The organism is Burkholderia sp. NFPP32 (assembly GCF_900119325.1).
In the GTDB taxonomy this organism is placed as follows: Bacteria; Pseudomonadota; Gammaproteobacteria; order Burkholderiales; family Burkholderiaceae; genus Burkholderia; species Burkholderia pyrrocinia_C.
On sequence record NZ_FPJP01000029.1, the window covers coordinates 53,835 to 75,441 of the forward strand.

At 68.3% G+C, this 21,607-nt stretch carries 15 protein-coding genes and 1 pseudogene; 6 read left to right on the forward strand and 10 right to left on the reverse strand.

Going from position 1 to position 21,607, the window contains the following annotated elements; genetic code table 11:
• Window positions 1-57: 57 nt before the first annotated feature.
• The 4 genes from BT264_RS32920 to BT264_RS32935 form a co-directional block, all read right to left on the reverse strand.
• Window positions 58-1,725: an ankyrin repeat domain-containing protein gene (locus tag BT264_RS32920; protein WP_072444268.1), complete on the reverse strand. Its 1,668-nt coding sequence runs from the start codon at window positions 1,723-1,725 to the stop codon at window positions 58-60.
• 199 nt (window positions 1,726-1,924) lie between these two features.
• On the reverse strand, window positions 1,925-2,350 hold the full coding sequence (locus BT264_RS32925; RefSeq protein WP_072444269.1) for a GNAT family N-acetyltransferase: 426 nt from the start codon (window positions 2,348-2,350) through the stop codon (window positions 1,925-1,927).
• 66 nt (window positions 2,351-2,416) lie between these two features.
• Complete coding sequence (locus BT264_RS32930) at window positions 2,417-3,277, reverse strand: MurR/RpiR family transcriptional regulator (RefSeq protein ID WP_072444271.1); 861 nt, start codon at window positions 3,275-3,277, stop codon at window positions 2,417-2,419.
• Between the two features lie 55 nt (window positions 3,278-3,332).
• Entirely contained in the window at window positions 3,333-3,686 is a 354-nt protein-coding gene (locus BT264_RS32935) for a NirD/YgiW/YdeI family stress tolerance protein (protein ID WP_072444273.1), read from the reverse strand.
• Between the two features lie 232 nt (window positions 3,687-3,918).
• Here BT264_RS32935 and BT264_RS32940 point away from each other — a divergent pair, with 232 nt between their 5' ends.
• The 5 genes and pseudogenes from BT264_RS32940 (at window position 3,919) to BT264_RS32960 (ending at window position 7,549) form a co-directional block, all read left to right on the forward strand.
• Window positions 3,919-4,581 carry a response regulator gene (locus tag BT264_RS32940; protein WP_072444275.1) on the forward strand — a complete coding sequence of 221 codons (663 nt, stop codon included), beginning with the start codon at window positions 3,919-3,921 and terminating at the stop codon, window positions 4,579-4,581.
• Window positions 4,578-5,954: an ATP-binding protein gene (locus BT264_RS32945; RefSeq protein ID WP_072444277.1), complete on the forward strand. Its 1,377-nt coding sequence runs from the start codon at window positions 4,578-4,580 to the stop codon at window positions 5,952-5,954. Before BT264_RS32940 ends, BT264_RS32945 begins: the two co-directional genes overlap by 4 nt.
• 201 nt (window positions 5,955-6,155) lie before the next feature.
• Window positions 6,156-6,602 (forward strand): MarR family winged helix-turn-helix transcriptional regulator, encoded by a 447-nt coding sequence (locus tag BT264_RS32950; protein WP_072444278.1) that lies wholly within the window; start codon window positions 6,156-6,158, stop codon window positions 6,600-6,602.
• Window positions 6,603-6,637: 35 nt separating this feature from the next.
• Window positions 6,638-6,739 (forward strand): annotated as a pseudogene (locus tag BT264_RS32955) (antibiotic biosynthesis monooxygenase); the annotation flags it as partial.
• A gap of 609 nt (window positions 6,740-7,348) precedes the next feature.
• Window positions 7,349-7,549, forward strand: a complete 201-nt coding sequence (locus BT264_RS32960) for a DUF805 domain-containing protein (protein WP_034180593.1) — start codon at window positions 7,349-7,351, stop codon at window positions 7,547-7,549.
• A gap of 481 nt (window positions 7,550-8,030) precedes the next feature.
• Here the strand turns inward: BT264_RS32960 and blaPEN-bcc are convergent, their stop codons facing one another.
• Complete coding sequence (blaPEN-bcc, locus tag BT264_RS32965; protein ID WP_072444279.1) at window positions 8,031-8,957, reverse strand: PEN family class A beta-lactamase, Bcc-type; 927 nt, start codon at window positions 8,955-8,957, stop codon at window positions 8,031-8,033.
• Between the two features lie 128 nt (window positions 8,958-9,085).
• Here blaPEN-bcc and penR point away from each other — a divergent pair, with 128 nt between their 5' ends.
• The gene (penR, locus tag BT264_RS32970) at window positions 9,086-9,976 is read left to right on the forward strand and encodes a beta-lactamase transcriptional regulator PenR (protein WP_072444280.1); all 891 of its coding nucleotides are present in this window, start codon (window positions 9,086-9,088) and stop codon (window positions 9,974-9,976) included.
• Window positions 9,977-10,472: 496 nt separating this feature from the next.
• On the opposite strand, the gene BT264_RS32975 is transcribed toward penR, so the two are convergent.
• From BT264_RS32975 to BT264_RS32995, 5 genes are all read right to left on the reverse strand, one after another.
• The gene (locus BT264_RS32975) at window positions 10,473-10,724 is read right to left on the reverse strand and encodes a hypothetical protein (RefSeq protein ID WP_034180596.1); all 252 of its coding nucleotides are present in this window, start codon (window positions 10,722-10,724) and stop codon (window positions 10,473-10,475) included.
• A 96-nt stretch (window positions 10,725-10,820) separates the two neighbouring features.
• Window positions 10,821-13,043 (reverse strand): amylo-alpha-1,6-glucosidase, encoded by a 2,223-nt coding sequence (locus BT264_RS32980; protein WP_072444298.1) that lies wholly within the window; start codon window positions 13,041-13,043, stop codon window positions 10,821-10,823.
• Between the two features lie 180 nt (window positions 13,044-13,223).
• Window positions 13,224-18,821 (reverse strand): autotransporter domain-containing protein, encoded by a 5,598-nt coding sequence (locus BT264_RS32985; RefSeq protein ID WP_072444281.1) that lies wholly within the window; start codon window positions 18,819-18,821, stop codon window positions 13,224-13,226.
• 692 nt (window positions 18,822-19,513) lie between these two features.
• A complete protein-coding gene (locus tag BT264_RS32990) occupies window positions 19,514-20,209 on the reverse strand; it encodes a YdcF family protein (protein ID WP_110281434.1) in 696 nt (231 codons plus the stop codon).
• A gap of 240 nt (window positions 20,210-20,449) precedes the next feature.
• Window positions 20,450-21,484, reverse strand: coding sequence for a rod shape-determining protein (locus BT264_RS32995; protein WP_072444284.1), 1,035 nt, complete (start codon window positions 21,482-21,484; stop codon window positions 20,450-20,452).
• Between the last annotated feature and the right edge of the window lie 123 nt (window positions 21,485-21,607).

Genomic DNA, 21,607 nt, shown 5'->3' on the forward strand with positions numbered 1-21,607 from the left:
GCGACGCGCCGGCAGCCGGCAGCGAGCGGGTAGGCACCGCGGCCCTCCCGCCTTCGTTCATGTCGATGCGAACTGCCCGCCGTCGATGCCGAGCAACGCGTCGGTGACGGCCTCGGAGAACCGCATCGCGCGACCGTCGATCAGCACGCGGTCCGGATTCGACGGGTCGCGCACCGCTTGCGGCACGCCGTGCGCGATCAGCACGCGCGCGCAGGCTTCCCAGTCGGGATGGCCGACGCCCTCCGGTTCGTTGACGGACGCCCACGACAACACGCCGAGCGCGTCGCTCCCGAACCCGTGCGTCTCGCGCCAGCTTGCGCCGTGCGTGAGCAGGAACGTTAGCAGATCGGCATCGCCGCGGAACACCGCGTGGTTCAGCGCGCTCGCGTCCCAGTCGCCGCCGCGCGCGGCCACCGGCCAGCCCAGTTCGACCATGACCTTCACCGCGTCGCCCGAGCCCCATGCGGCGGCGTCCGGCAACAGCCGCAGCCGGTCCTCGGGCAGCGCACCGGGCAAGTCGGGATGCCGCGCCTGGATGCGCCGTGCGTCGTCGGCGTCGGCACGCGCACAGGCCGCCACGAACGCGTCTGCCGCGCCGAGCGCCTCTTCCGCGCCGGCCGCGCGCAACAACGCTGCGACATCGGACAACCCGGTCTGCATGGCCAGCCGGTACGCACTGACGCCCGCTACCGTCCGCGCGCCGGGATCGGCGCCGGCCGCCAGCAGCGCGGCGACATGGCTCGCCGGGCAGCGCACGGCAATCGCCCGCAACAACGGCGCGCCCCACCTATTCGTCGGCCCCTCTCCAGCCGGTTCGTTCGGGTCGCCGCCATGCGCGAGCAGCAATTCGAGCGCGGCAGCGTCGCGCATGTCGAGCGCCCGCCGCAACGCATTCGTCCCGCTCACCCGCGCGCCGTGTTCGAGCAGCAGGCGCGTGCACGCCGGGTTCTCCAGCGAGTGATACAGCGATTCGCCGTCGTTCGGGTCGGCGCCGGCTTCCAGCAGCATCGCCGTGAGAACCGGATCGCGATTGACGCCCGCGGCACCGTACAGCGCCGACAGCGGGCCCGACTCGTCAGGCGCGGCGAGCGAGGCCGGCGGAAACCGGTTGCCGATCCGCTGGTTGGGGTCGGCGCCGGCATCGAGCAGATGACGCATGCAGGCGCGCAGCCTCGCGGCAAACTCGGGCATCTGCGCGAGCCGCGAATGCGTGACGGCGACGAGCGGCGGCAGGTTCAGCGCGCCGCCGGCGCGCGCGATCCATCCGGGATCGGCAGCCAGGGCAGCCTTCACGGTGTCGAGATCGCCCGCCGCGCACGCGATGGTCAGATCTTCCGAAACAAGATCGGGCTGGTCGCGCAGCAGTTGCGCGGCGACACGCGGCCGGGCCGTGTCGAAACTGCCGGTCACGTCGCCGCCGTATGCGAGGCCGAGCCAGCGCCGGATCAGCAGCGATCGCTGTTGCCGCGCGAGCGCCTGCGTTTCAACGAACACGCCGAGATCGGCCCACGACGCGAAGCCGTACTCGCGGGCAATGCACGACTGCGCGTCGTGCAGGCGCAACCCGAGCGCGATCGCTTCGTCGTGCGTGCGGTTTGCGGCGGCGGGAAGAAACCGGACAAAGCGTGCGATGGCCTGCGCGTCGCCCTGCCGGTACAGGCGCAACAATGCCTTGGCCTGCTTTTTCAGATGATCGGGATTGGCCTTGGGAGGCAGCTTGTTCATGCGGATCCTCGTGCAGAAATGGCCGAAGGTCCGCAATACCGCCAGCACAAAGGACAGGGGAAGACTGGATTTGCTGCGACAGGTGGGTTCAACCCTTTCCGCGGACCCGGAAGCGACCTGCATCACTGACCGGTATGCTAGGCGACAGCCGGCGGCATCGTCAACCGTGCCGCGCGTCGCCTGCATGCGGCACCGCCGCTCAACCCGCGAGCTTCTTCGTCAGGAAAACCCGCGTGTGCCCCACCGGATAATCCGGCAGCTCGCCGAAGCGGACATAGCCGCGCTTCTCGTAGAAAGGCCGCGCCTGGAAGTCGAACGTATCGAGCCATGCACTGTGACATCCGCGTGCGACGGCCTCCGCTTCGGCCAGATCCATGATGCGCGTGCCTGCGCCCTGACCGCGCGCTTCCTCGGGCACCACGAGCAGGTCGACGTGCAGCCAGCCGAACGCCGTGCCGCCCCACAGGCCGCCGACCACCGCGCCTTGCGCATCGGTCACGAGCACGGCCAGCGGACGGAAGTCGGCCGGGCCGGCCTGGCTTTCGTTGAAGCGGACGAGCGGCGCGACGATCTGCTTGCGCGCGTTCGCATCGCCCGCGTCGGTCACTTCGTATGTGAACGTCATCGGTTGCGTCGGGTTGAAGTCGGGTTGAACCGTGAATGACGGACGGCCGAAGCCACACGTGCCGCGTCAGACGACGTAAGCGCCCTTCGCGTGCAATTCGGCTTCGGTGCGCTCGAGCGCCGCGATCGCATCGCTGCCTTCGAGCGCGAGCAACTGCGCGACCAGCGCCTCGGCCATCGCGTGCGCGGCCACCAGCGACGGGAAGAACGACGGGCTGTCGTGCGTGAAGATCAGTTGCGCGTCCGCGTGCAGCGCGATCGGCGACACCGCGCTGTCGGTGATCGCGACGATCCGGCTGCCCTGCGCCTTCGCGGCCTGCGCGACGCGCGTCGCTTCCGCCGAATACGGCGCGAAGCTGACGACCACGGTCACGCTCTGTTTCGCGATCGTCCGCAGCTCCATTTCGAGCGAACCGGCGACGCCGTTGAGCAGCGACACGGTCGGACGAAACAGCCGGTAGCCGTACACGAACCCGAACGCGACCGGATAGCACGAGCGGAACCCCGCGACATGCACGTGCGCCGCCTTGCGAATCAGCCTGGCTGCATCCGCGAGCGCGTGCTCGTTCTGCGCGGCGGTGGCCGACAGGTTGTGCTGCTGCGCGGCGAGCAGGTCGTGCGCGAGCGACGCCTTCGCGTCGGGCCGCACGAGCGAGCGCGCACGCTGCGTGAGCGGCTCGGGGCGCGTGCGCACGCGCGCGACGCACAGGTCGCGCAGCTCGTTCCAGCCGGGGAAACCGAATTGCTGCGCGAGCCGCACGAGCGACGCAGGCTGCACCTGCGCACGCTGCGCGACCTTGCGCATCGACGCGGTGGCGACCTCGTCGGGATGATCGAGCAGGAATGCGGCGCCCGCCTGGAATTGCGGGCTCAGCTCGGAAAATTGCGCCCGGATCCGGGACGCGAGTTCGTCGAAATTGGCGGCCATCTTGGTGAGAACGGGAACCGGTCGTTCATGGTATCACCGGCCCCACGCGCACCGGTCAGCGCAGCACTTCGACGTGGTCGGCGTCGACCTTCACCTTGCCCGACCACTTGCGCTCGAATTCGCCGGTCAGCTTCACTTCGCTCTTGTCGCTGACGGGCTGGCCGGCCGCCCACAGCTTGTTGTCGATCTCGACGCGGATCGTGCCGGTCGCGTCGGCGAACTCGTAGTCCTCGCCGCCGGCATGCTTGACGATGCGGCCCTGCAATTGCACGTGCTGATCGTCCTTGCCGTTCGCGAGCAGCTCCTTCACGGTCGTCGTCGTCAGCGCGGACGGCCCCGTGTATTGCGCGTAGACGGCGGCAGGCAGCGTGGCGAGCGCGACCGTCAGGATTCTGGCCAGGTGTTTCATGATGTCGTTCCTCTTCTTCGATGTGACGCCGCGCCCCGTTGAACGCGACGGCACCAGATTACGGACCGTAAGATTAAGCAAACCTGAAGGTCGCGCCGAGGCGACACGGTGCCGCATCGGGCGGGGTCGAAAGCCCGCCACGCGGCGCCCGCATTTAAGCTCGGCCTAAGATGCGTGCGCTTATCATGGGAACCCCGGGCGCCGCGGCGCCCTGCTGAAGAGACAGGAATCCATGCGCGTACTGCTCGTCGAGGACGATCCGCTGATCGGCAGCGGGCTCGAACAGGGCCTCAAACAGGAAGGTTTCGCGGTCGACTGGGTGAAGGACGGCGACGCCGCGTCGCTCGCGCTGCGCTCGACCGGCTACGGCCTGCTGCTGCTCGATCTCGGGCTGCCGAACCGCGACGGCCTGTCGGTGCTCGCCGCGCTGCGCCGCCGCGACGAAACCCTGCCTGCAATCATCATCACCGCGCGCGACGGCGTGCCGGACCGCATCGCGGGCCTCGACAGCGGCGCGGACGACTATCTCGTCAAGCCGTTCGCGCTCGACGAACTGCTCGCCCGCATCCGCGCGGTCAACCGCCGCCATGCGGGCCGTGCGCAGACGACGCTCGCGATCGGCCCGCTGCGGCTCGATCCCGTCAAGCACCTCGTCTGGCTCGACGACGAAGAAGTGCCGCTGTCGCCGAAGGAGTTCGTGCTGCTGCACGAGCTGATGCGCGAGCCGGGCGCGGTGATTTCGCGCGAGCAGTTCGAGGAGCGGCTGTACAGCTGGGGCGAGGAAATCGAAAGCAACGCGGTGCAGGTACACATCCACAACCTGCACAAGAAGCTCGGCCACGACATGATTCGCACGGTGCGCGGCGTAGGCTACCGGATCGGTGACGGCGCATGATGCGCGTGCAACGCGCGATCGAGCGCTGGCGCAGCGCGTCGCTGCGGCGGCGCCTGCTGATGTGGCTGCTGCCGGCCGCGTGCGTGATCGGCCTGGTCGCGAGCGCGGGCACCTACTGGGGCGCGCTGCGCGAACTCGACGACCTGCTCGACGACCAGATGCGCAGCATGTCGAAACAGATCGTCGTCGGCCCGAACGGCGAACTGTCGTTCAGCAACCGCGCCAACGGCAAGCACGGCTTCGAGGCGAGCGATCCCGATGCCGTGCTGCTGCAGGTCTGGCGCAACGGCACGCTCGTGTATTCGACCGACCGCGATTCGACGCTGCCGCCGCCCGCGCAAACAGGCATCGCGAGCATCGACGTCGGCGGCCAGCCGTGGCGCACCTACGTGACCGAGCGCGGCGGCACGACGATCCGGCTCGCGCAGGCGCGTCACGCACGATGGGAAGCGATTGCGGGCATCGCCGTGCACCTGCTGTGGCCGGTGTTCTCGATGCTGCCGGTGCTGGCGATCGGCCTGTGGTTCGGCATCGGCGCGGGGCTGCGGCCGCTGCGCACGATCGCATCCGGCCTGAAGCGCAGGAATGCGAATAATCTCGAACCGGTCGATGTCGCATCGATGCCGAACGAGGTCCGTCCGCTCGCCGAAGCGATCAACGATCTGCTCGCGCGGCTCGACCGCTCGTTCACGCTGCAGCGGCACTTCATCGCCGATGCCGCGCACGAGTTGCGCACGCCGATCATGGGGCTGTCGATTCAGTCGCAATTGCTGCGACGCGCGGCGACCGACGACGAGCGCGAGCGCATTCTCGCGCAGATCCATGCGGGCACGACACGCCTCGGCCACCTCGCCGAACAGCTGCTGACGCTCGCGCGCCTCGAACCCGATGCGCAAGCGGCCACGTCCGCGTCAGCGCCCGTCGATCTCGCCGCGCTGTGCCGGTCGGTGGTCGCGGACCGCGCGCGCGTCGCCGACGCGCACCGGATCGATCTCGGCGCGATCGTCGCAGCACCCGTGATCGCCGCGGGCAATACCGACACGCTGCGCGTGCTGCTGAACAACCTCGTCGACAACGCGATCCGCTATGCGGGCGACGGCGCGCGCGTCGACGTGTCCGCGCGCATCGACGGCACGACGCCCGTGCTCGAAGTCGCCGACGACGGCCCCGGGATCCCGGAAGCCGAGCGCACCGACGTGTGGGAACGCTTCTATCGCGGCGAGGGTGCGCAGGCGGCCACGTCGTCGGGCAGCGGGCTCGGGCTGTCGATCGTCAAGCGGATCGCCGAACAGCATCGCGCGACGGTCGCGCTCGGCACCACGCGCGGCGGGCGCGGGCTGACCGTCACGGTGCGCTTCCCTGCACCAGTCTGATGCGCGCGTGACGGGCGGCTTTTCCACAGATTATGTTGGCAAGCTTGTGGACAACCTTCCACTAACGGCACCAAGCCATTGATCGGAAAGGGTTTGTCACGCGTGCGCGGCAAATGCGCCACGCGGTCGCGAATATACGCACATTCGACAACCAGTTGTCGTTTACGTAAAGCAGTTGTCAATTCATCACGCGGATCGAATATGACGAAATCCGAAAAGTTGACCGCCGTCGCGCTGTCCGTATTCCGCTTGAACGGCCTGCTGATCGAATGGGGCAACGCCTTTGCCGGGCCGCACAGCTTGACCAGTGCGCGCTGGCAAGTGCTGGGCGCGATCTCGATGGCGCCGGAAGCCCCGAACATCCCGCAGATCGCCGACGCGATGGGCATCACCCGGCAGGCTGTGCTGAAACAGATCAACGTGCTGGTCGACGAAGGGCTGGTCCGGTCGCTGCCGAACCCGGCGCACAAGCGCTCGCCGCTGTATGCGCTGACCCCTCGCGGCGATGCGGCCTATCAGGCCGTGGTCGGGCAATGGCAACAGCACGTTCGCGACATCGCCGGCGACTTCAGTTCGGCCGACCTGGATGCGGCGATTCGCGTGCTGTCGGCGATGTCCAGCGCGCATGGCCAGGATGGCCGCGCGTGACCGCTCGATTGACCCATGAACCACAGGAGGTTCCCATGCCTCAGTTCAAGCCGATGGATCCGGCCTTTCCGATCCAGCAACAGATCGCCGTCGACGCGGAGCCCGTCGTCCTCGTCAACGTGTTCACGCTGGATCCCCAGAAAGTCGGCGTGGCCGGTATTTGCACCGCGTGAGTTCCCGCGCGAATCGAGGCAACCCGTGGCATCGGTCGGTATCGTGCCCGCCGATCGCGAACGCGCAGTTCTCCACAGAAAATGTTGGCAAGCTTGTGGATATCCTGCGCACCGCAACGCTAAACCCTTGATCCGATGGACTTTGGCACGCGTGATGCAGACGAGGCGCGTGCGATGGCCTTCGCGCGCACCGCTTCGCCGCACTTCGCATCACGACGCCACGGCGATGCACGTCTCGATCGCCGCACGCGTGCTGGCCATGCGCCGCGCCACTTACCCACAGATTTTGTTGGCAAGCTTGTGGATATCCTGCGCAAGCATGCGCTAACCCGTTGATCGGCCAACGGTTCATGCGCTGCGTCGTCATTTCGGCAACATGCGGCTCGAGCATGAACGAATACGGAATGATCCGGCGCAACAGCAACGCACCGCCCGCGCCTTGACGCCCGCGCATGCCAAGCGTCAAGATCACGCGAGCCGCACGCGGCCGCGCATCGCCGGCTTCGCGCGTCGGCGCAACGTGCCGGCCGTTCCGCCGGCGCCGCACCACGACACATCACTCCGAGGAAGGCCATGGAACACTTCACCGCGTGGCAGTTGCTCGTCTCGCTCGTGCTTGTCGCCGTCGTCGTCTATCCGTATGTCCGCATCGTCCGGCGCACCGGGCATTCGGGCTGGTGGATCCTGGCGATGTTCGTCCCGGTCCTGAACTTCATCATGTTGTGGGTGTTCGCGTTCGCGCGCTGGCCCGCCGTCGACGATCGGCAAGGCTGAACGCCGCGACGGCGGACGCTAGGGCTTGTCCACAGATTTTGTTGGCAAGCATGTGGATAGCCTGCGCATACCGCGACCAAGCGCTTGATCCGTAAGACTTTGTCCGCACCGCTTCGAATACGGCACGCGGCCGGCAAATCGCCGCTCGTGCATCGCCTCGACGCGTGACGGGCAGCCTGCCGCGCCGGCGTACCCGCTTTGTCCACAGATTTTGTTGGCAAGCGTGTGGATAGCCTGCGCATACCGAGGCCAACCGCTTGATCCGTAAGACTTTGTCCGCACCGCTTCAAACGCGGCACGACGGCGCGCGTCACGACGAACGCGGCCGCCCGCGGGCTTGTCCACAATTTTTGTTGGCAAGTATGTGGATATCCTGAGCATGTGCGACCTAAGTCGTTGATCGCACAACGTTTGATCGCGCGGGTCACGACTGCGGCACGGCGTGCATGCGCATCCCGTCGCGCACGCCGCACCGCCCTGCTCAACCGAATGCCGCAACCACGACGCGCGCGACGTCGGCGATCACATCGTCCTTCGCCCGCGCATCGGCACGCGCCTGCGTGTAATACACGGCCAGCACGATCGGCGCACGCGATGGCGCCCATACGACGCCCGCGTCGTTCGTCGTGCCGTAGTCGCCGGTGCCCGTCTTGTCGCCGACCGTCCACCCGGCCGGCACGCCCGCACGAATCCGCTTGTCGCCGACCTTGTTGCCGCGCAGCCACGTGACGAGCTGCGCACGCTGCGCGGCCGGCAGCGCATCGCCGAGCGCCAGCACGCGCATGCTCGCGGCCATCGCGGCCGGCGTCGTCGTGTCGCGCAGGTCGCCCGGCAGTGCGGTATTCAGTTCGGTCTCCCATCGATCGAGCCGGAACGTGTCGTCGCCGATCGAGCGCGCATATGCGGTCACCGCCGACGGGCCGCCGATCAGCTTCATCAGCAGGTTCGCGGCCGAGTTGTCGCTGTACTGGATCGTGGCCTCGCACAGTTCGGCGACCGTCATGCCCGCGCCGACATGCCTCTCCGTCACCGGCGAATAGTTGACGAGATCGGGCTTTCCGTACGTCACGCGCTGTTGCAGCAATCCCGGACGCGCGACGCTCTGCGCGAGCACCGCCGCACTCAGCATCGCCTTGAACGTGCTACAGAACGGGAAGCGTTCGGCGGCGCGATGCTCCACGCGCCGGCCGCTCGCGGTGTCGATCGCGCACACGCCGAGACGGCCGCCCGCGTCGCGTTCGAGATGGGCGAGCGTCGCCGCGGCGGCAGCGGACGCCACAGCCGCCGCTGCGTCCGTGGCCTCGTCCGGCGCTGCGGCCTGCGACGACGCGCACGCCGCGACGGTCAGGGCGAGCGGCGCCGTCGCGGCGGCCAGCAACAGGGTTCGACGTTTCGATGAGTAGGTCATGTCGGTTGTCTCGTGATGGAATGGACGCGAAATGGCGTTGAAAACGGCCGGCCGCCGAGACAGCACTATCGGGACTTTACGGTTGCCTGACAAGCAACGATAATTGAGCGCTGACAAAAGAAAATCTTATGACCAAGCTCCGCCCTCATCTTCCGCTCAATGCGCTGCGCGCGTTCGAATCGTCCGCGCGCCACCTGAACTTCACGCGCGCCGGCCTCGAGCTGAGCGTGACCCAGGCCGCGGTCAGCCAGCAGGTGCGCTCGCTCGAGGAACGGCTCGGCTGCACGCTGTTCACGCGGCTGCCGCGCGGGCTCGGGCTCACCGACGAGGGGCGCGCGCTGCTGCCCGTGCTGAGCGATGCGTTCAGCCGCATCGAGACGGTGCTCAAGCAGTTCGACGGCGGGCGTTTCCACGAGGTGCTGACGCTCGGTGTCGTCGGCACCTTTGCCATAGGCTGGCTAATGCCACGGCTGAAACAGTTCGGCGATACGCACCCGTTCGTCGAGCTGCGGCTGCGGACCAACAACAACGTCGTCGACCTCGCCGCCGAGGGTCTCGACTTCGCGATCCGTTTCGGTGAAGGCAACTGGCCGGCGACGCGCAACGAGCGCCTGCTCGATGCGCCGCTCACCGCGCTGTGCGCGCCGGAAATCGCGCGGCGCCTCGCGCAGCCGGCCGATCTCGCGAATGAAACGCTGCTGCGCTCGTACCGCACCGACGAATGGCTCGGCTGGTTCGACGCCGCGCAGCTCGAACCGTGGACGGTCAACGGGCCGGTGTTCGATTCTTCGCGGCTAATGGTCGAGGCCGCGATGCAGGGCGCGGGTGTCGCGCTCGCGCCGGCCTGCATGTTCGCGCGCGAACTGCAGCTCGGCCTGCTCGCGCGGCCGCTCGACGTCGACGTGCATGCCGGCGGCTACTGGCTCACGTCGCTGAAGTCGAAACCGCTGACGCCCGCGATGACGCTCTTTCGCGACTGGATCGCGGCCGAAGTGGCCGACACGGCGCAGGCCGCGTAATGCGGCTGCGCTTGTCCACAGAAAGTGTTGGCAAGGATGTGGATATCCTGGGTACCCGGGACTTAAGCCCTTGATCGCGCACGAATTACCGCCGCGACGCAGACATCGGGCAGCCCGTACGCACGGGCCTCGCACGCCGATCGCGTTCAGGCCGGATCCTCAACCATTGCGACGCAATCGATTGCGAGTTGTCCACAGATTTTGTTGGCAAGCCTGTGGATATCCGCCAGACCAGACGCGTAACATATTGATACACAAGGGGATTCGATTTACGGACCTTGACGGGTCAATGATGCGGCAGCGCAAGGTCATTCGAACCGCACGCCGGGCGCGTGCCGTGCACCCGGCCGGTTCTCCACAGATTGTGTTGGCAAGCTTGTGGATATCCTGCGCATCGGCCACCTAACTCATTGAGCGCAAGGGAGTTTGTGCTTCGTCTGCAGAATCGGGCAGCGCCGGCGCCGCCCGTGCGGCGGGCGCCGGCGCAATCCGCGCGTCAATGCCGGTCGAGCCCGCCGCGCAATTCGCTCGCCTTGTCGCGCAGCGCCTCGTAACCCGAACGCGCATGCTCGGGCAGGTCGGGATCCCCGATCAGTGCGCCGAGCGTTTCGATCAGGCTGAACAGGATGCCCTTCGCCGCGCCGACCGCGATGCTCTGCGATTCGATCGACTTGTGCAGGTGGTCGACCGCCGCCTCCAGATTCTCGAGCTTCTGTTCGCCGTCGTCGGGCCGGTTGTCGGTCGTCATCGTCTACCTCCGCCATCGTTCAAGGGTCATGTCACGATTCTATGCCGCTGCGTGCAAACGTGGCGCGACATCGCGCAACGTTTGCACGTCGCCGCACTACAGCACCGCGACCACCTTCACGCGGCCCGGCTGCTCGGCCGACGCGACGACATGGCCGTCGACGCGGCGGAACGTCAGCGACACGGTTTCGTCGCCGACGCGCAGCGCATCGATCCGCAGCCAGTCGACACCTTCCGGCAGCGTCGGACGCTCGACGCGCACCTCGTGGCGCGATGCATCGATGCTCACGCCGAGGCACGCCTGCAGCATCATGAACGGCGCACCGGCCGCCCACGCCTGCGGCAGGCACGCGACCGGATACGCGGTCGGCGGTTCGCCGCGCCGGCGCGGGAACCCGCAGAACAGCTCGGGCAGCCGCATCTCGAAGCTCACCGCCGCCTCGAACAGCGCGCGCAGCAGGTTCACCGCGGCCGTCTTGTCGCCGTAGCGCGCGAGGCCGCGGGCGATCAGCGCATTGTCGTGCGGCCACACCGAGCCGTTGTGATACGCCATCGGGTTGAAACGCGGCTGGCCGGCCGCCAGCGTGCGGATGCCCCAGCCCGTCTGGAACAGCGCCGAGCCGAGCACGCCGGCAACCGCCGCGCCGCGCTCGGCATCGGGCAGCCCGAACGCGAGCAGGTGGCCCGCGTTCGATGCGAACACGCGGCACAGGTCGCCATGACCGTCGAGTGCGATCCCGTAGAAATCGCCTTCCGGCATCCAGAACAGCGCGTCGACCTGCTCGCGCAGTGCCTTCGCGCGCAGCGCGTAGCGCGTGGCGTCGGCCGCGTGGCCGCGCCGGTGCGAGCATGCCGACATCGCATCGAGCGCCGCGCACGCATAGGCCTGCACTTCGACGAGCGCGATCGGCCCGTCCGGGAAGCGGCCGTCCTCATGAAACACCGAATCGTGACTGTCCTTCCAGCCCTGGTTCGCGAGGCCGCGCTCCGACGTGCGCTGATAATCGAGCAGTCCGTAAGGATTGCGGTCGCACTTGTCGATCACCCATTGCGCGGCGCGCTCGAGCGCGGGCCACAGCTCGTCGATCAGCGCATCGTCGCCGGTGCGTTCGACATACGCGCCGGCCAGCACGATGAACAGCGGAGTCGTGTCGACGCCGCCGTAGTACAGCGCGAACGGCACCTCGCCCGTCGCGGCCATCTCGCTGCGGCGGAACTCGTGCATGATCTTGCCGGGCTCCGCGTCGCGGAACGCGGACGTCTCGCGCGCCTGATGCTCGGCCAGGAAACGCAGCACGCCGCGCGCGAGCGACGGCTGCAGCCACAGCATCTGCAGCGACGTGATCACCGCGTCGCGGCCGAACGGCGTCGAGAACCACGGAATGCCCGCATACGGGTACGGCCCCGTGTCGAGCTGCGTCGTGAGCAGCCCGAGATCCGCGAGCGAACGATCGAGCCATGCGTCGAACAGCGGATTGCCGGTGTTCACGCGCGCCATCGACTCGCGCCGCGCGCGCATCTCGCGGTGCACGCCGACAAGCGCGGTGCGCAGCGCGACGCGGCCGCACCCGGGCCCTTCGATGTGCGCCGGGCCAAGCGTCGCGTCAACGGTCAGGTAGATCGACACGCACGCCTGCGCGGCGATCGTCAGCGTGTAGTCGGCGCGATCGACCGACAGTGCGTCGGGCGCCGGCGAGAAATGCACGGTCACGTTGCGCTCGACGCCGTCGAGGCCGTCGTAGCGCAGCCGCACCGCGCCCGCGTCGACGCGCGGGGCAGCCACCGTGCCGCGCTTCGGGCGCTGCGTGCCGCGCACCTCGAACATGTCCTTGAAATCGGCCGCGAACGACAGCGACAGCGGCACCTCGGCTTCGCTCGCGCCGTAGTTCGTCAGCGTCAGCGCTTCGTACAGTATGTCGCCCGCGAGCACGCGCATCCGTTCGATATGGATCACGCCCTCGGGTGTCTCGCGGCCGCCGAGCGGCGGCAGCGGGCGGTTGGTCAGGTGTGCGGTAAACGATGCGTTGTCGGCGCTCGTCGCGCCCGACAGCAGCGACGGCGCACGGCCGCCGAACGTCAGGCGCCATTTCGACAGCACGCGCATGTCGTCGACGAACAGGCCGTCGTCGTGGCCGCCGATGTCGCCGAGCGCATCGCCGACCACGAATGCGTCGCCGGATTTCAGCACGTACTGGTTGCCGCGCGCGAGCGCCTGCGGATCGGCTTCGGGTGCGATGAATGCAGGGCCCGACACTGGGGTCGGGGCAACAGGCGCGACTTGCGGCGCCTGCGTCGTCGTGGCTTCGGCGTGATTCGGCATCGATGCTCCTGTGTCGAGGCGCAACGCGCGGCGCGCGTCGCGTGTTTCGCACAGGATAGGCCAGAACGGGGAACGCGCGCAGCGACGAAACGGCCGCGACGCCGTGCGACGTTTCCGTCGCCGCATGGCGTCGCGAGCGGGCGCCGAGGCCGGCGCCGACGTGGGCGTGTTACGCGCCGGTCAGAACTTCCACAGGATGTTGCCGAGCACCGCGTTGTCGCGCACGCCGCTGCCGTACTGGCCGCTGTACGTGAGGCCGAGCGTCAGGCGCTTCGTGATGTTCGCGTCGATGCCGGCCTCGAGCACTGCGCTGTCGCGAGCAATCGGCACGCCCGACACCTGGAACGACGTGCCGCCGTTCGCGAACGTGAACGCCGACGACGGCCGCACGTTGCCGAACGCATGGCGCCAGCCGACCGTCCCGCGCGCGGTGAACGTGCCGCCCGCGATCGAGCCGAGCTGCGACGCCGCGCGCAGGCCGAGCGTCGAGAAGCCGACGTGGGTCGTCTCGCCGCCGGCTCGCAGCGCTGCCGCGCCGCCGCTTTCCGTATAGCCGTCGGTATGCAGGTTCACGTACGCGATGCCCGCGAACGGTTCGAGCGCGACGGGCCCGACCGGCAGCGCGTAGCCGACTTCGCCGAACACCTGCGCCGAATTCGCGTTGTAGCCGGCCGAGTCGTGATCGGAGAAGCCCGCGAAGCCCGGATAACGGTCGCTGTTGATCCGGTACCACGTGTACGACGCGCCGCCGCGCACGCCGAGCGCACCGTACTGCGCACCGCCGTATAGCGACAGGTAGTAGCTGTTCACCGACGCCGACGAACTCTGGTCGTTGTCGAGCGAGCCGTGCGTGACGCCCGCGGCCAGGCCCGCACGCCACTTGTCGTTGAGCGCCATGTCGGCACCGGCGATGAAGCCCGTCATGCTGCGCTTGATCGTCGATGCGTTGCCGTCGCCGGCAAGCCGGCTGCGGCCGCCGAACGCCTGCCCCCAGACGACCGGCTGGTAAGGCGTGCCGCCGTAGCAGCCGTCGCGCGAACCGATCCGGCGTTCCGGCGGCAGCGTCGGGTCGACCGCGCCGGCCGTGTTGTCGCCGCACAGCGCGGCACCGCCCGACGACAGCGCGGCGAGCGGGCCCGAGCCGGGCGCGAGACCCTGGCGGACGCGATCGGTCACCGCGTCGCGCACATAACGGCTGTCGAGCAGCAGCATGCTCTTCAGGCTCGCCTGCAGTTCGCCGTCGAGCAGCCCGTATGCGCGGCGCGCGGTGCCCGCGTCGGTCGTCAGCACCGCGTCGTACAGCGGGTTGCCGGCGCCGAGCCCGCCGAGCGCGGTCGCGACCGCGCGCTGGTTCGGCGTCGTCGCGACGTCGGGCAGCGCGGTGCCGTTCCCGACCAGTTGCAGGTACACGTGATCCGGATCGTAGCTGAGCGTCGGCATCAGGAACGCGTAGTTCGCAGTCACCTGGTTGAATGCGCCCTGCACGCCCGACGAGGCGGTGAGGATCGTGTAGGTGGTGCCCGGCTGATAGGCGCTCTGGTTCGCGAGCACCTGCACGGTGCCGCCGTTCAGCGTCGCCGTGCCCGTCGCGGCGACGCTGCCGCTTTGCTGCGGCGTGGCCGCGACCTGGAACGTCGAACCCGGCTGGAACGTGACGTTGCCGGCCACGTTCAGCGCCGCGCCCGGCTGCGATGCAGCCGCCGTCGCGCCGCCCTGCACCACGAGGCCGCCGATCGTGCCGGTGCCCGTCAGCGTCGCGCCGTTCTGCACGGTCACGGCCGACTGGGCGAGCGAACCGTTGACGGCGAGCGTGCCGTCGCTGACGGTGGTCGGGCCGCTCAGCGTGTTCGTGCCCGTCAGCGTCAGTTGCCCGCTGCCGGCCTGCGTCAGCGAACCGGTGCCGGACAGCACGCTTGCAACCGTCACGCTGCCGGACTGATTGAACACCAGCGCGCCGTTGTCGACGACGTTGCCGGCGATGCTGCCCGACGTGCCGCCGTTGCCGAGTTGCAGCGTGCCGCCGGCCGCGATCGTGGTGCCGCCCGTGTACGTGTTGCTGCCGGTCAGCACCTGCGTGCCGCTCGCCACCGTGACGCCGCCCGTGCCGGCGATCGCGCCGCCGAATGCGGTGCCGGCGCCGTTCAGCGTCAGCGCATTCGCGCCGAGATTCACGTTCGTGCCGGCCGCGCCCGACAGCGTGCCGATCGTCTGCGCGCCTGTCGCACCGCTCACGTCGAACGTCGCGCCCGCGCCGGCCAGGTTCACCGCGCCCGTCGACGCGAGGCTGCCGCCCGCGCCCAGCGCCAGCGTGCCCGCGTTGATCGTCGTGCCGCCGGTGTAGGTGTTCGCAGCGGTCAGCGTCGTGGTCGCCGCGCCGTTCTTCACGAGTGCGCCCGCGCCGGAAATCGCACCGCTCAGCCCGAGCGCGTTGCTGCCGCCCAGCGTGAGCGCCGCACCCGTGCCGAGATTGACCCCGTTGCTCACCGTCAGGCTCGCGTTCGTATCGAGCGTCGCCGCGCCGCCGACGTTCAGCGCGCCGGTGCCGAGTGCCGCGGCGTTGCCGAGCACGACGCTGCCGCTGTTCAGGTTCGTGCCGCCGGTATAGGTATTCGCACTGTTCAGCGTCTGCGTGCCGGTGCCGGCCAGCGTCAGGCTGCCCGCGCCGCCGATCGTCCCGCTGAACGTGCCGCTGGCGGTCCCGCCGAGCGTCAGTGCGTTGCCGCCAAGGCTGATGTTCGTTCCCGCGACGCCCGACAGCGCGCCGAGCGACTGCGCACCCGTTGCACCGCTCAGGTCGAGCGCCGCACCCGCGCCGGCCAGGTTCACCGAGCCGGTCGACGCGAAGCTGCCGCCCGCGCCGAGCGCGAGCGTGCCGCTGTTGATCGTCGTGGTGCCCGAGTACGTGTTTGCGCCGGTCAGTGTCGTCGTCGTCGCGCCGTTCTTCACGAGGCTGCCGGCGCCGGATATCCCGCCGCTCAGAGCGAGGGCGTTGCCGCCGCCGAGTGTCAGTGTCGAGCCGGCGCCGGCAAGATTGACCGCGTTGGTGAGCGTCACGCTCGTATTCGTATCGAGCGTCGCCGCGCCGCCGACGGTCAGCGCGCCGGTGCCGAGCGCGCTGTTGTTGCCGAGCACGAGGCCGCCGCTGTTCAGGTTCGTGCCGCCCGTATAGGTGCTCGCGCCGTTCAGCGTCTGCGTGCCGGTGCCGGCCAGCGTCAGGCCGCCGGTGCCGGAGATCGCGCCGCCGAAGGTGCCGCTGGCCGTACCGCCGAGCGTCAGCACGTTGCCGCCGAGGCTCACGTTCGTGCCCGCCACGCCCGACAGCGCACCGATCGCCTGCGCACCGCCCGCGCCGATGTCGAGCGTCGCACCGGCGTTGGCGAGATTCACCGTGCCCGTTGCCGCGAGACTGCCGCCCGCGCCGAGCGCCAGCGTGCCCGCGTTGATCGTCGTGCCGCCTGTATACGTGTTCGCGCCCGTCAGCGTGGTGGTCGCCGCGCCGTCCTTCACGAGGCTGCCCGCACCGGAAATCGCGCCGCTCAACCCGAGGGCGTTGCTGCCGCCCAGCGTCAGCGTGGTGGCCGTTCCGAGATCGATTGCGTTGCCGACCGTCAGGCTCGTGGTCGTATCGAGCGTCGCCGCGCCGCCGACGGTCAGCGCGCCGGTGCCGAGCGCCGAGCCGTTGCCGAGCACCAGGCCGCCGGCGTTCAGCGTCGTGCCGCCCGTATAGGTGTTCGCGCCGGACAGCGTCACCGCCGCCGCGCCGTTCTTCACGAGCCCGCCCCCGCCGGCGATCACGCCGCTCAGGCCGAGACCGGTGCTACCGACGAGCGTCAGCGTCGTGCCCGTCGCGATATTGACGCCGTTCGTGAGCGACACGTTGGTGGTCGCATCGAGCGTCGACGAACCGTTCACGTTCACCGCTCCGAAGCCGAGCGACGTATTGCTGCCGACGGCGAGGTTGCCGCCATTCAGGTTCGTGCCGCCCGTATACGTGTTCGTGCCCGTCAGCGTTTGCGTGCCGGCGCCTGACAGCGTCACGCTGCCCGCCCCGCCGATCGTGCCGGCATAGGTCGCATTGGCGCTGCCGTTGAGCGTCAGCGAATTGCCGCCGAGGTTCACGTTCGTGCCGGCCGCGCCGGCCAGCGAGCCGATGGTCTGCGCGCCCGATGCGTTGCTCACGTCGAACGTCGCGCCCGCGCCGGTCAGGTTGACCGTGCCCGTCGCCGCCAGGCTGCCGCCCGCGCCCAGCGCGAGCGTCCCGCTGTTGATCGTCGTGCCGCCGGTATACGTATTCGCGCCGGTCAGCGTGGTGATCGCCGCGCCGTTCTTCACGAGGCCGCCGGCTCCGCCGATCGAGCCGGCCAGCCCGAGATCGTTGCTGCCGCCGATCGTCAGCGTCGTGCCGGTGGTGAGATTGACCGCGTTGTTGAGCGTCACGTTTGCGCTCGTGTCGATCGACGCGTTCGTGTTGACGTTCAACGCGCCCGTGCCGAGCGACGTATTGTTGCCGACGACCAGACCGCCGCCGTTCAGGTTCGTGCCGCCCGAGTACGTGCTCGCACCGGACAGCGTCAGCGTGCCGCTGTCGTTCTTCGTCAGCGCGCCTGCGCCCGTCACCGTGCCCGACAGCGTGAGCCCGGTCGTACCCTGCACCGTCAAGCCGCCGCCGTTGAGCGTCACGTTGTTGGAGACGTTGAGCCCTGCCGTGCCCGCCTGCAGCGCGCCGCCATTGGCCGTGACGTTGCCGGTGCCGAGCGACGCATTGTCGTTGATGATCGCGACGCCGCCGCTCAGCGTCGCGTCCTGCGCGGTAGACGCACCGTTGATCGTCCAGTTGCCGCTGTTGACGTCGAGGTGGTTGAAGTTGATGTAGTTGTTGACCGCGATCGTGCCGTTCGCGGTGGCGCCCTGCTGCAGATTGAGCGTGTTGTTGCCGCCCGCGCCGCCGTCGACGACGCCCGTCGCCGCGACGCCGAGCGTGACCGGGCCGACCGTGATGTTGAACGCGCCGCCGGTGCCGCCCGCCGTGTTGACCGACGAGCCCGTCACGGCATTGAACGTGTTGGTGCTATTCGCGCCCATCGACACGCCGCCGTTGATCGTGCCCGAGTTGGTAAACGTATTGCCCTGACCGGGCGTGCCGCTCGAGCCGAACGATACGCGGCCGGTGATCGTTCCGCTGTTTGACATATTGACCTGACCGCCGCCGTATGCAGCGACCACGGGCGCGTCCGCGCCGACGAGGGTCGCGCCGACCAGCGGGCTGGAGCCGATCGTGCCGGTGTTCGTGATGTCCGACGTACCGCCCGTGCCGTTCTGCACTGACAGCGCCATGCCCGTCACGCCGCTGATCGCCACCCCCGTCGAACCGTTCATCGTGCCGTTATTGACGACGGTCGTGTGGCTCGCCGACGCGTTGCCGACCACGGCTCCGCTCGACAGCACGCCAAGCCCCGAGCCGAGCGCGGAAGGATCGATCGTGCCGTTGTTGGTCAGCGTGACGCCGTTGCCGGTCAGCGACATCGCCGTGCCGCCGACGCCGAGCAGCACGCCGACGGTCGCGCCGGGGTTGACCGTCGCGTTCAGGTTGTTCGCGCTGTTCGCGTAACTGGGAGCCAGCGGGTTCGCAACGCCGGAACAGGTCACCGTGGTGCCTGCCGTGCTGCAGGTCGCATGGGCGGGAACGACGCCGGCGCCGGACAGCGCCAGGAAAACACCCGTCGGCAACAGCAGTCTCGGAAACGGCTCGCCGGCTTTTTTCGAACGCGCAAGATTCATGCTTTCCCTCATTTTTTCTTTGATATTGGTATTGCGCCTACGCCGAACGGCATGCAGCAGAAAATCCGCGGTCAAAAGCGTGCCCGCCGGCGGTCGCGATGCGACGTCGGTTTATTCGTGATGAATTTTTGATAAGCCCCGGACTGCGGATGCGCAACTAGTCGAATGGCATGATGGCGGCCCCTGGTTTTATGCAGCGACTTTCTGGTTGATTTGACTACTGCCCTGCTTTTTGTCAGACAAGGCTATATCAAACTCACGCCATTTTCCAGTTGCTGCTGTTTACCCATCGGGTCAAGGGCCGAATGAGCATGTGTTTTTTACCCGCCAACGCGTACCCGGAAGCAGAATCCCGTGTTTTCACCGGCTTATTTTGATCTTTCTCAAAAACACCGGAATCGCCGTATACGTGGAAACGCTGATATACGACCTCGATTCAGGGAACACGATTTTTGCAGCGCAATATTTTCATTCTGGCGAATCGCTTACGCGGATAATAACTATCCGTTTAATAAACAATACAAGCCGGATTTTCACAAACCCGCCAAAATTTCCTCATTTCCGTCTCGCATCAAACCTTAAACGCGAATCGTTATCGCTTGTCCGGCGCCCATGACATTCGTACAGCCGGCGAGAATGAAAGAACGCCGTATTCGGCGTGAAACGGCAGGAAACCCGAAGGAAGGAGAAAATCATGCGCCGGGGGCGTTCGTCCCCGGGCGTCGCGTTACGAAAAACAGGCTCATCAGGTAAAGCATCGGCCGGAACGAGAACGGCCGCGCGTCGGGATTCGCCCACAGACGCATCGCATACACCGCGTAGGCCGGCACCTCGCGCCAGCTCGAATAGACATCGCGCAACTGGAAGCGGCGCGGATACGCGGCGGAGATGTTCGCCCGCGCGATACCGACGCGCTCGAACGCAAGTCGCGCCCGCGCAAGATGGTAGTACTGGCTGACGATCAGCACGCGCGACAGGCGGTGCGCCTGCAGGTACGCAAGCGTGTGCCGGGCGGTCGCGAGCGTGTTGTCGCCCTGGTCGTCGACGGCGATCCGGTCGGCCGGCACGCCGCGCGCCACGAGATAGTCGCGCATGGCCGTCGCCTCGTTCAGCCCGGGGCCGTCGATCGCGCCGCTGACCAGAAACGCCGGGCACTGCCCCGTGCGGTAGCAGCGCACGCCGATGTCGAGCCGGGCCGCGAGCACGGGCTTCGGCGCACCCGTATCGTCGAGCGCGTTGCCGAAAATCACGGCGACGTCGGCCGGTTCGCCCGGCATCCGCATCCCGTACGCGACGAGCGCGACGGCCGCGGCAACCCAGATGCCCGCGACGACGGCCAGCAGGCGGCCCGCCCGGGCCGCAAAGCCCCGTTTGGTTTGGTAATTCAAGGTTTTCGGTCTCTCAGGTCGTCGGGCGTATCGGCTGGCCCGGCCCGGCATGGGCGCGTAACGCTAGCACGGCGCGCTCGCACGTGTCCACGCGGCCGGCCGATGCCGGCCCGTTACCGACCAGTTGGAAAGAAGACCGACTCGCTTTGCGCTGGAGGGCAGGCTGGCGCTATGGAGATCGAAAGAATGTGAATGGCTGCATTGCGCCGTGATGCCCGGCCCGAACCGAATCGGACCGCGTCAATCGGCCGGACACATCGCCAGCCGCCCCATCGCCTCGCCGGCGCCGCGCACCGCGCAGGTGGCCGGCTCGTCGGCGATCCGTGCGATCACCCCCGTCTCGTCGTACAGCAGGCGTTCGAGATCCGCGAGCAGCGCGCCGCCGCCCGTCAGCACCACGCCGCGATTCGCGATGTCGGTCACGAGTTCGGCCGGCGCGTTTTCCAGCACCGACTTCACCGCGCCGATCACCTGCTTGAGCGGTGCGGCCAGCGCGTCCGCGACGTCGTGGTTGGACAGCTCGACCGAGCGCGGCAGGCCGTCGCTGATGCTGCGCCCGACCGCGCGCGTCGTCGTGCGCGGCACCGCGCTGGTGGCCGAGCCGATCGTCTTCTTCACGTGCTCGGCCGTCTGCTCGCCGAGCAGCACGCCGTACAGGCTGCGGATGTGGTTCACGATCGCCGCGTCGAACTGGCTGCCGCCGACGCGGATCGCTTCGCGGTAGACGATGCCGCCGAGCGCGATCACCGCGACTTCGGTCGTCCCGCCGCCGATGTCGATGACCATCGAGCCGACCGGCTCGGTCACCGGCAGGCCCGCGCCGAGCCCGGCAGCCAGCGATTCCTCGATCAGTGCGACCTCCGACACGCCGGCCGCGAATGCGGCCTCGCGGATCGCGCGGCGCTCGACGGCCGTCGCATCGGACGGCACGCACAGCGTGACCTCGACGCGGCGGCCGAAGCGCGAACGCGTGCGCGACATATCGATGAAGCTGCGGATCATCTGCTCGGCCGCGTGCGCGTCGGCGATCACGCCGTGCCGCATCGGCCGCACGGCTTCGAGATGCCCCGGTTCGCGGCCGAGCAGCGCCTTCGCACGCTCGCCGACGGCCTCGAGCGTCGGCCGCGCGTCGTTCGCGCCGGCCTTGCGGAAGCAGATGACCGACGGCTGGTTCAGCACCACGCCGCGCTCGTGCGTATAGATCTGCGTACTCGCCGTCCCAGGATCGATCGCAACGGGTTGCGCAAACAACTTTCCGAACAGCGGTGTCGACATATCAAGCCTTTTTGAACGATCGGGCCGGGACGGCCCCGCCGCATCCCCGCGGCGCGCCTGCCGCCCCATCATGAAGTTAGCGGCAAATCGTGCCGATACTTTAGCCAATTCCGATGATTATTT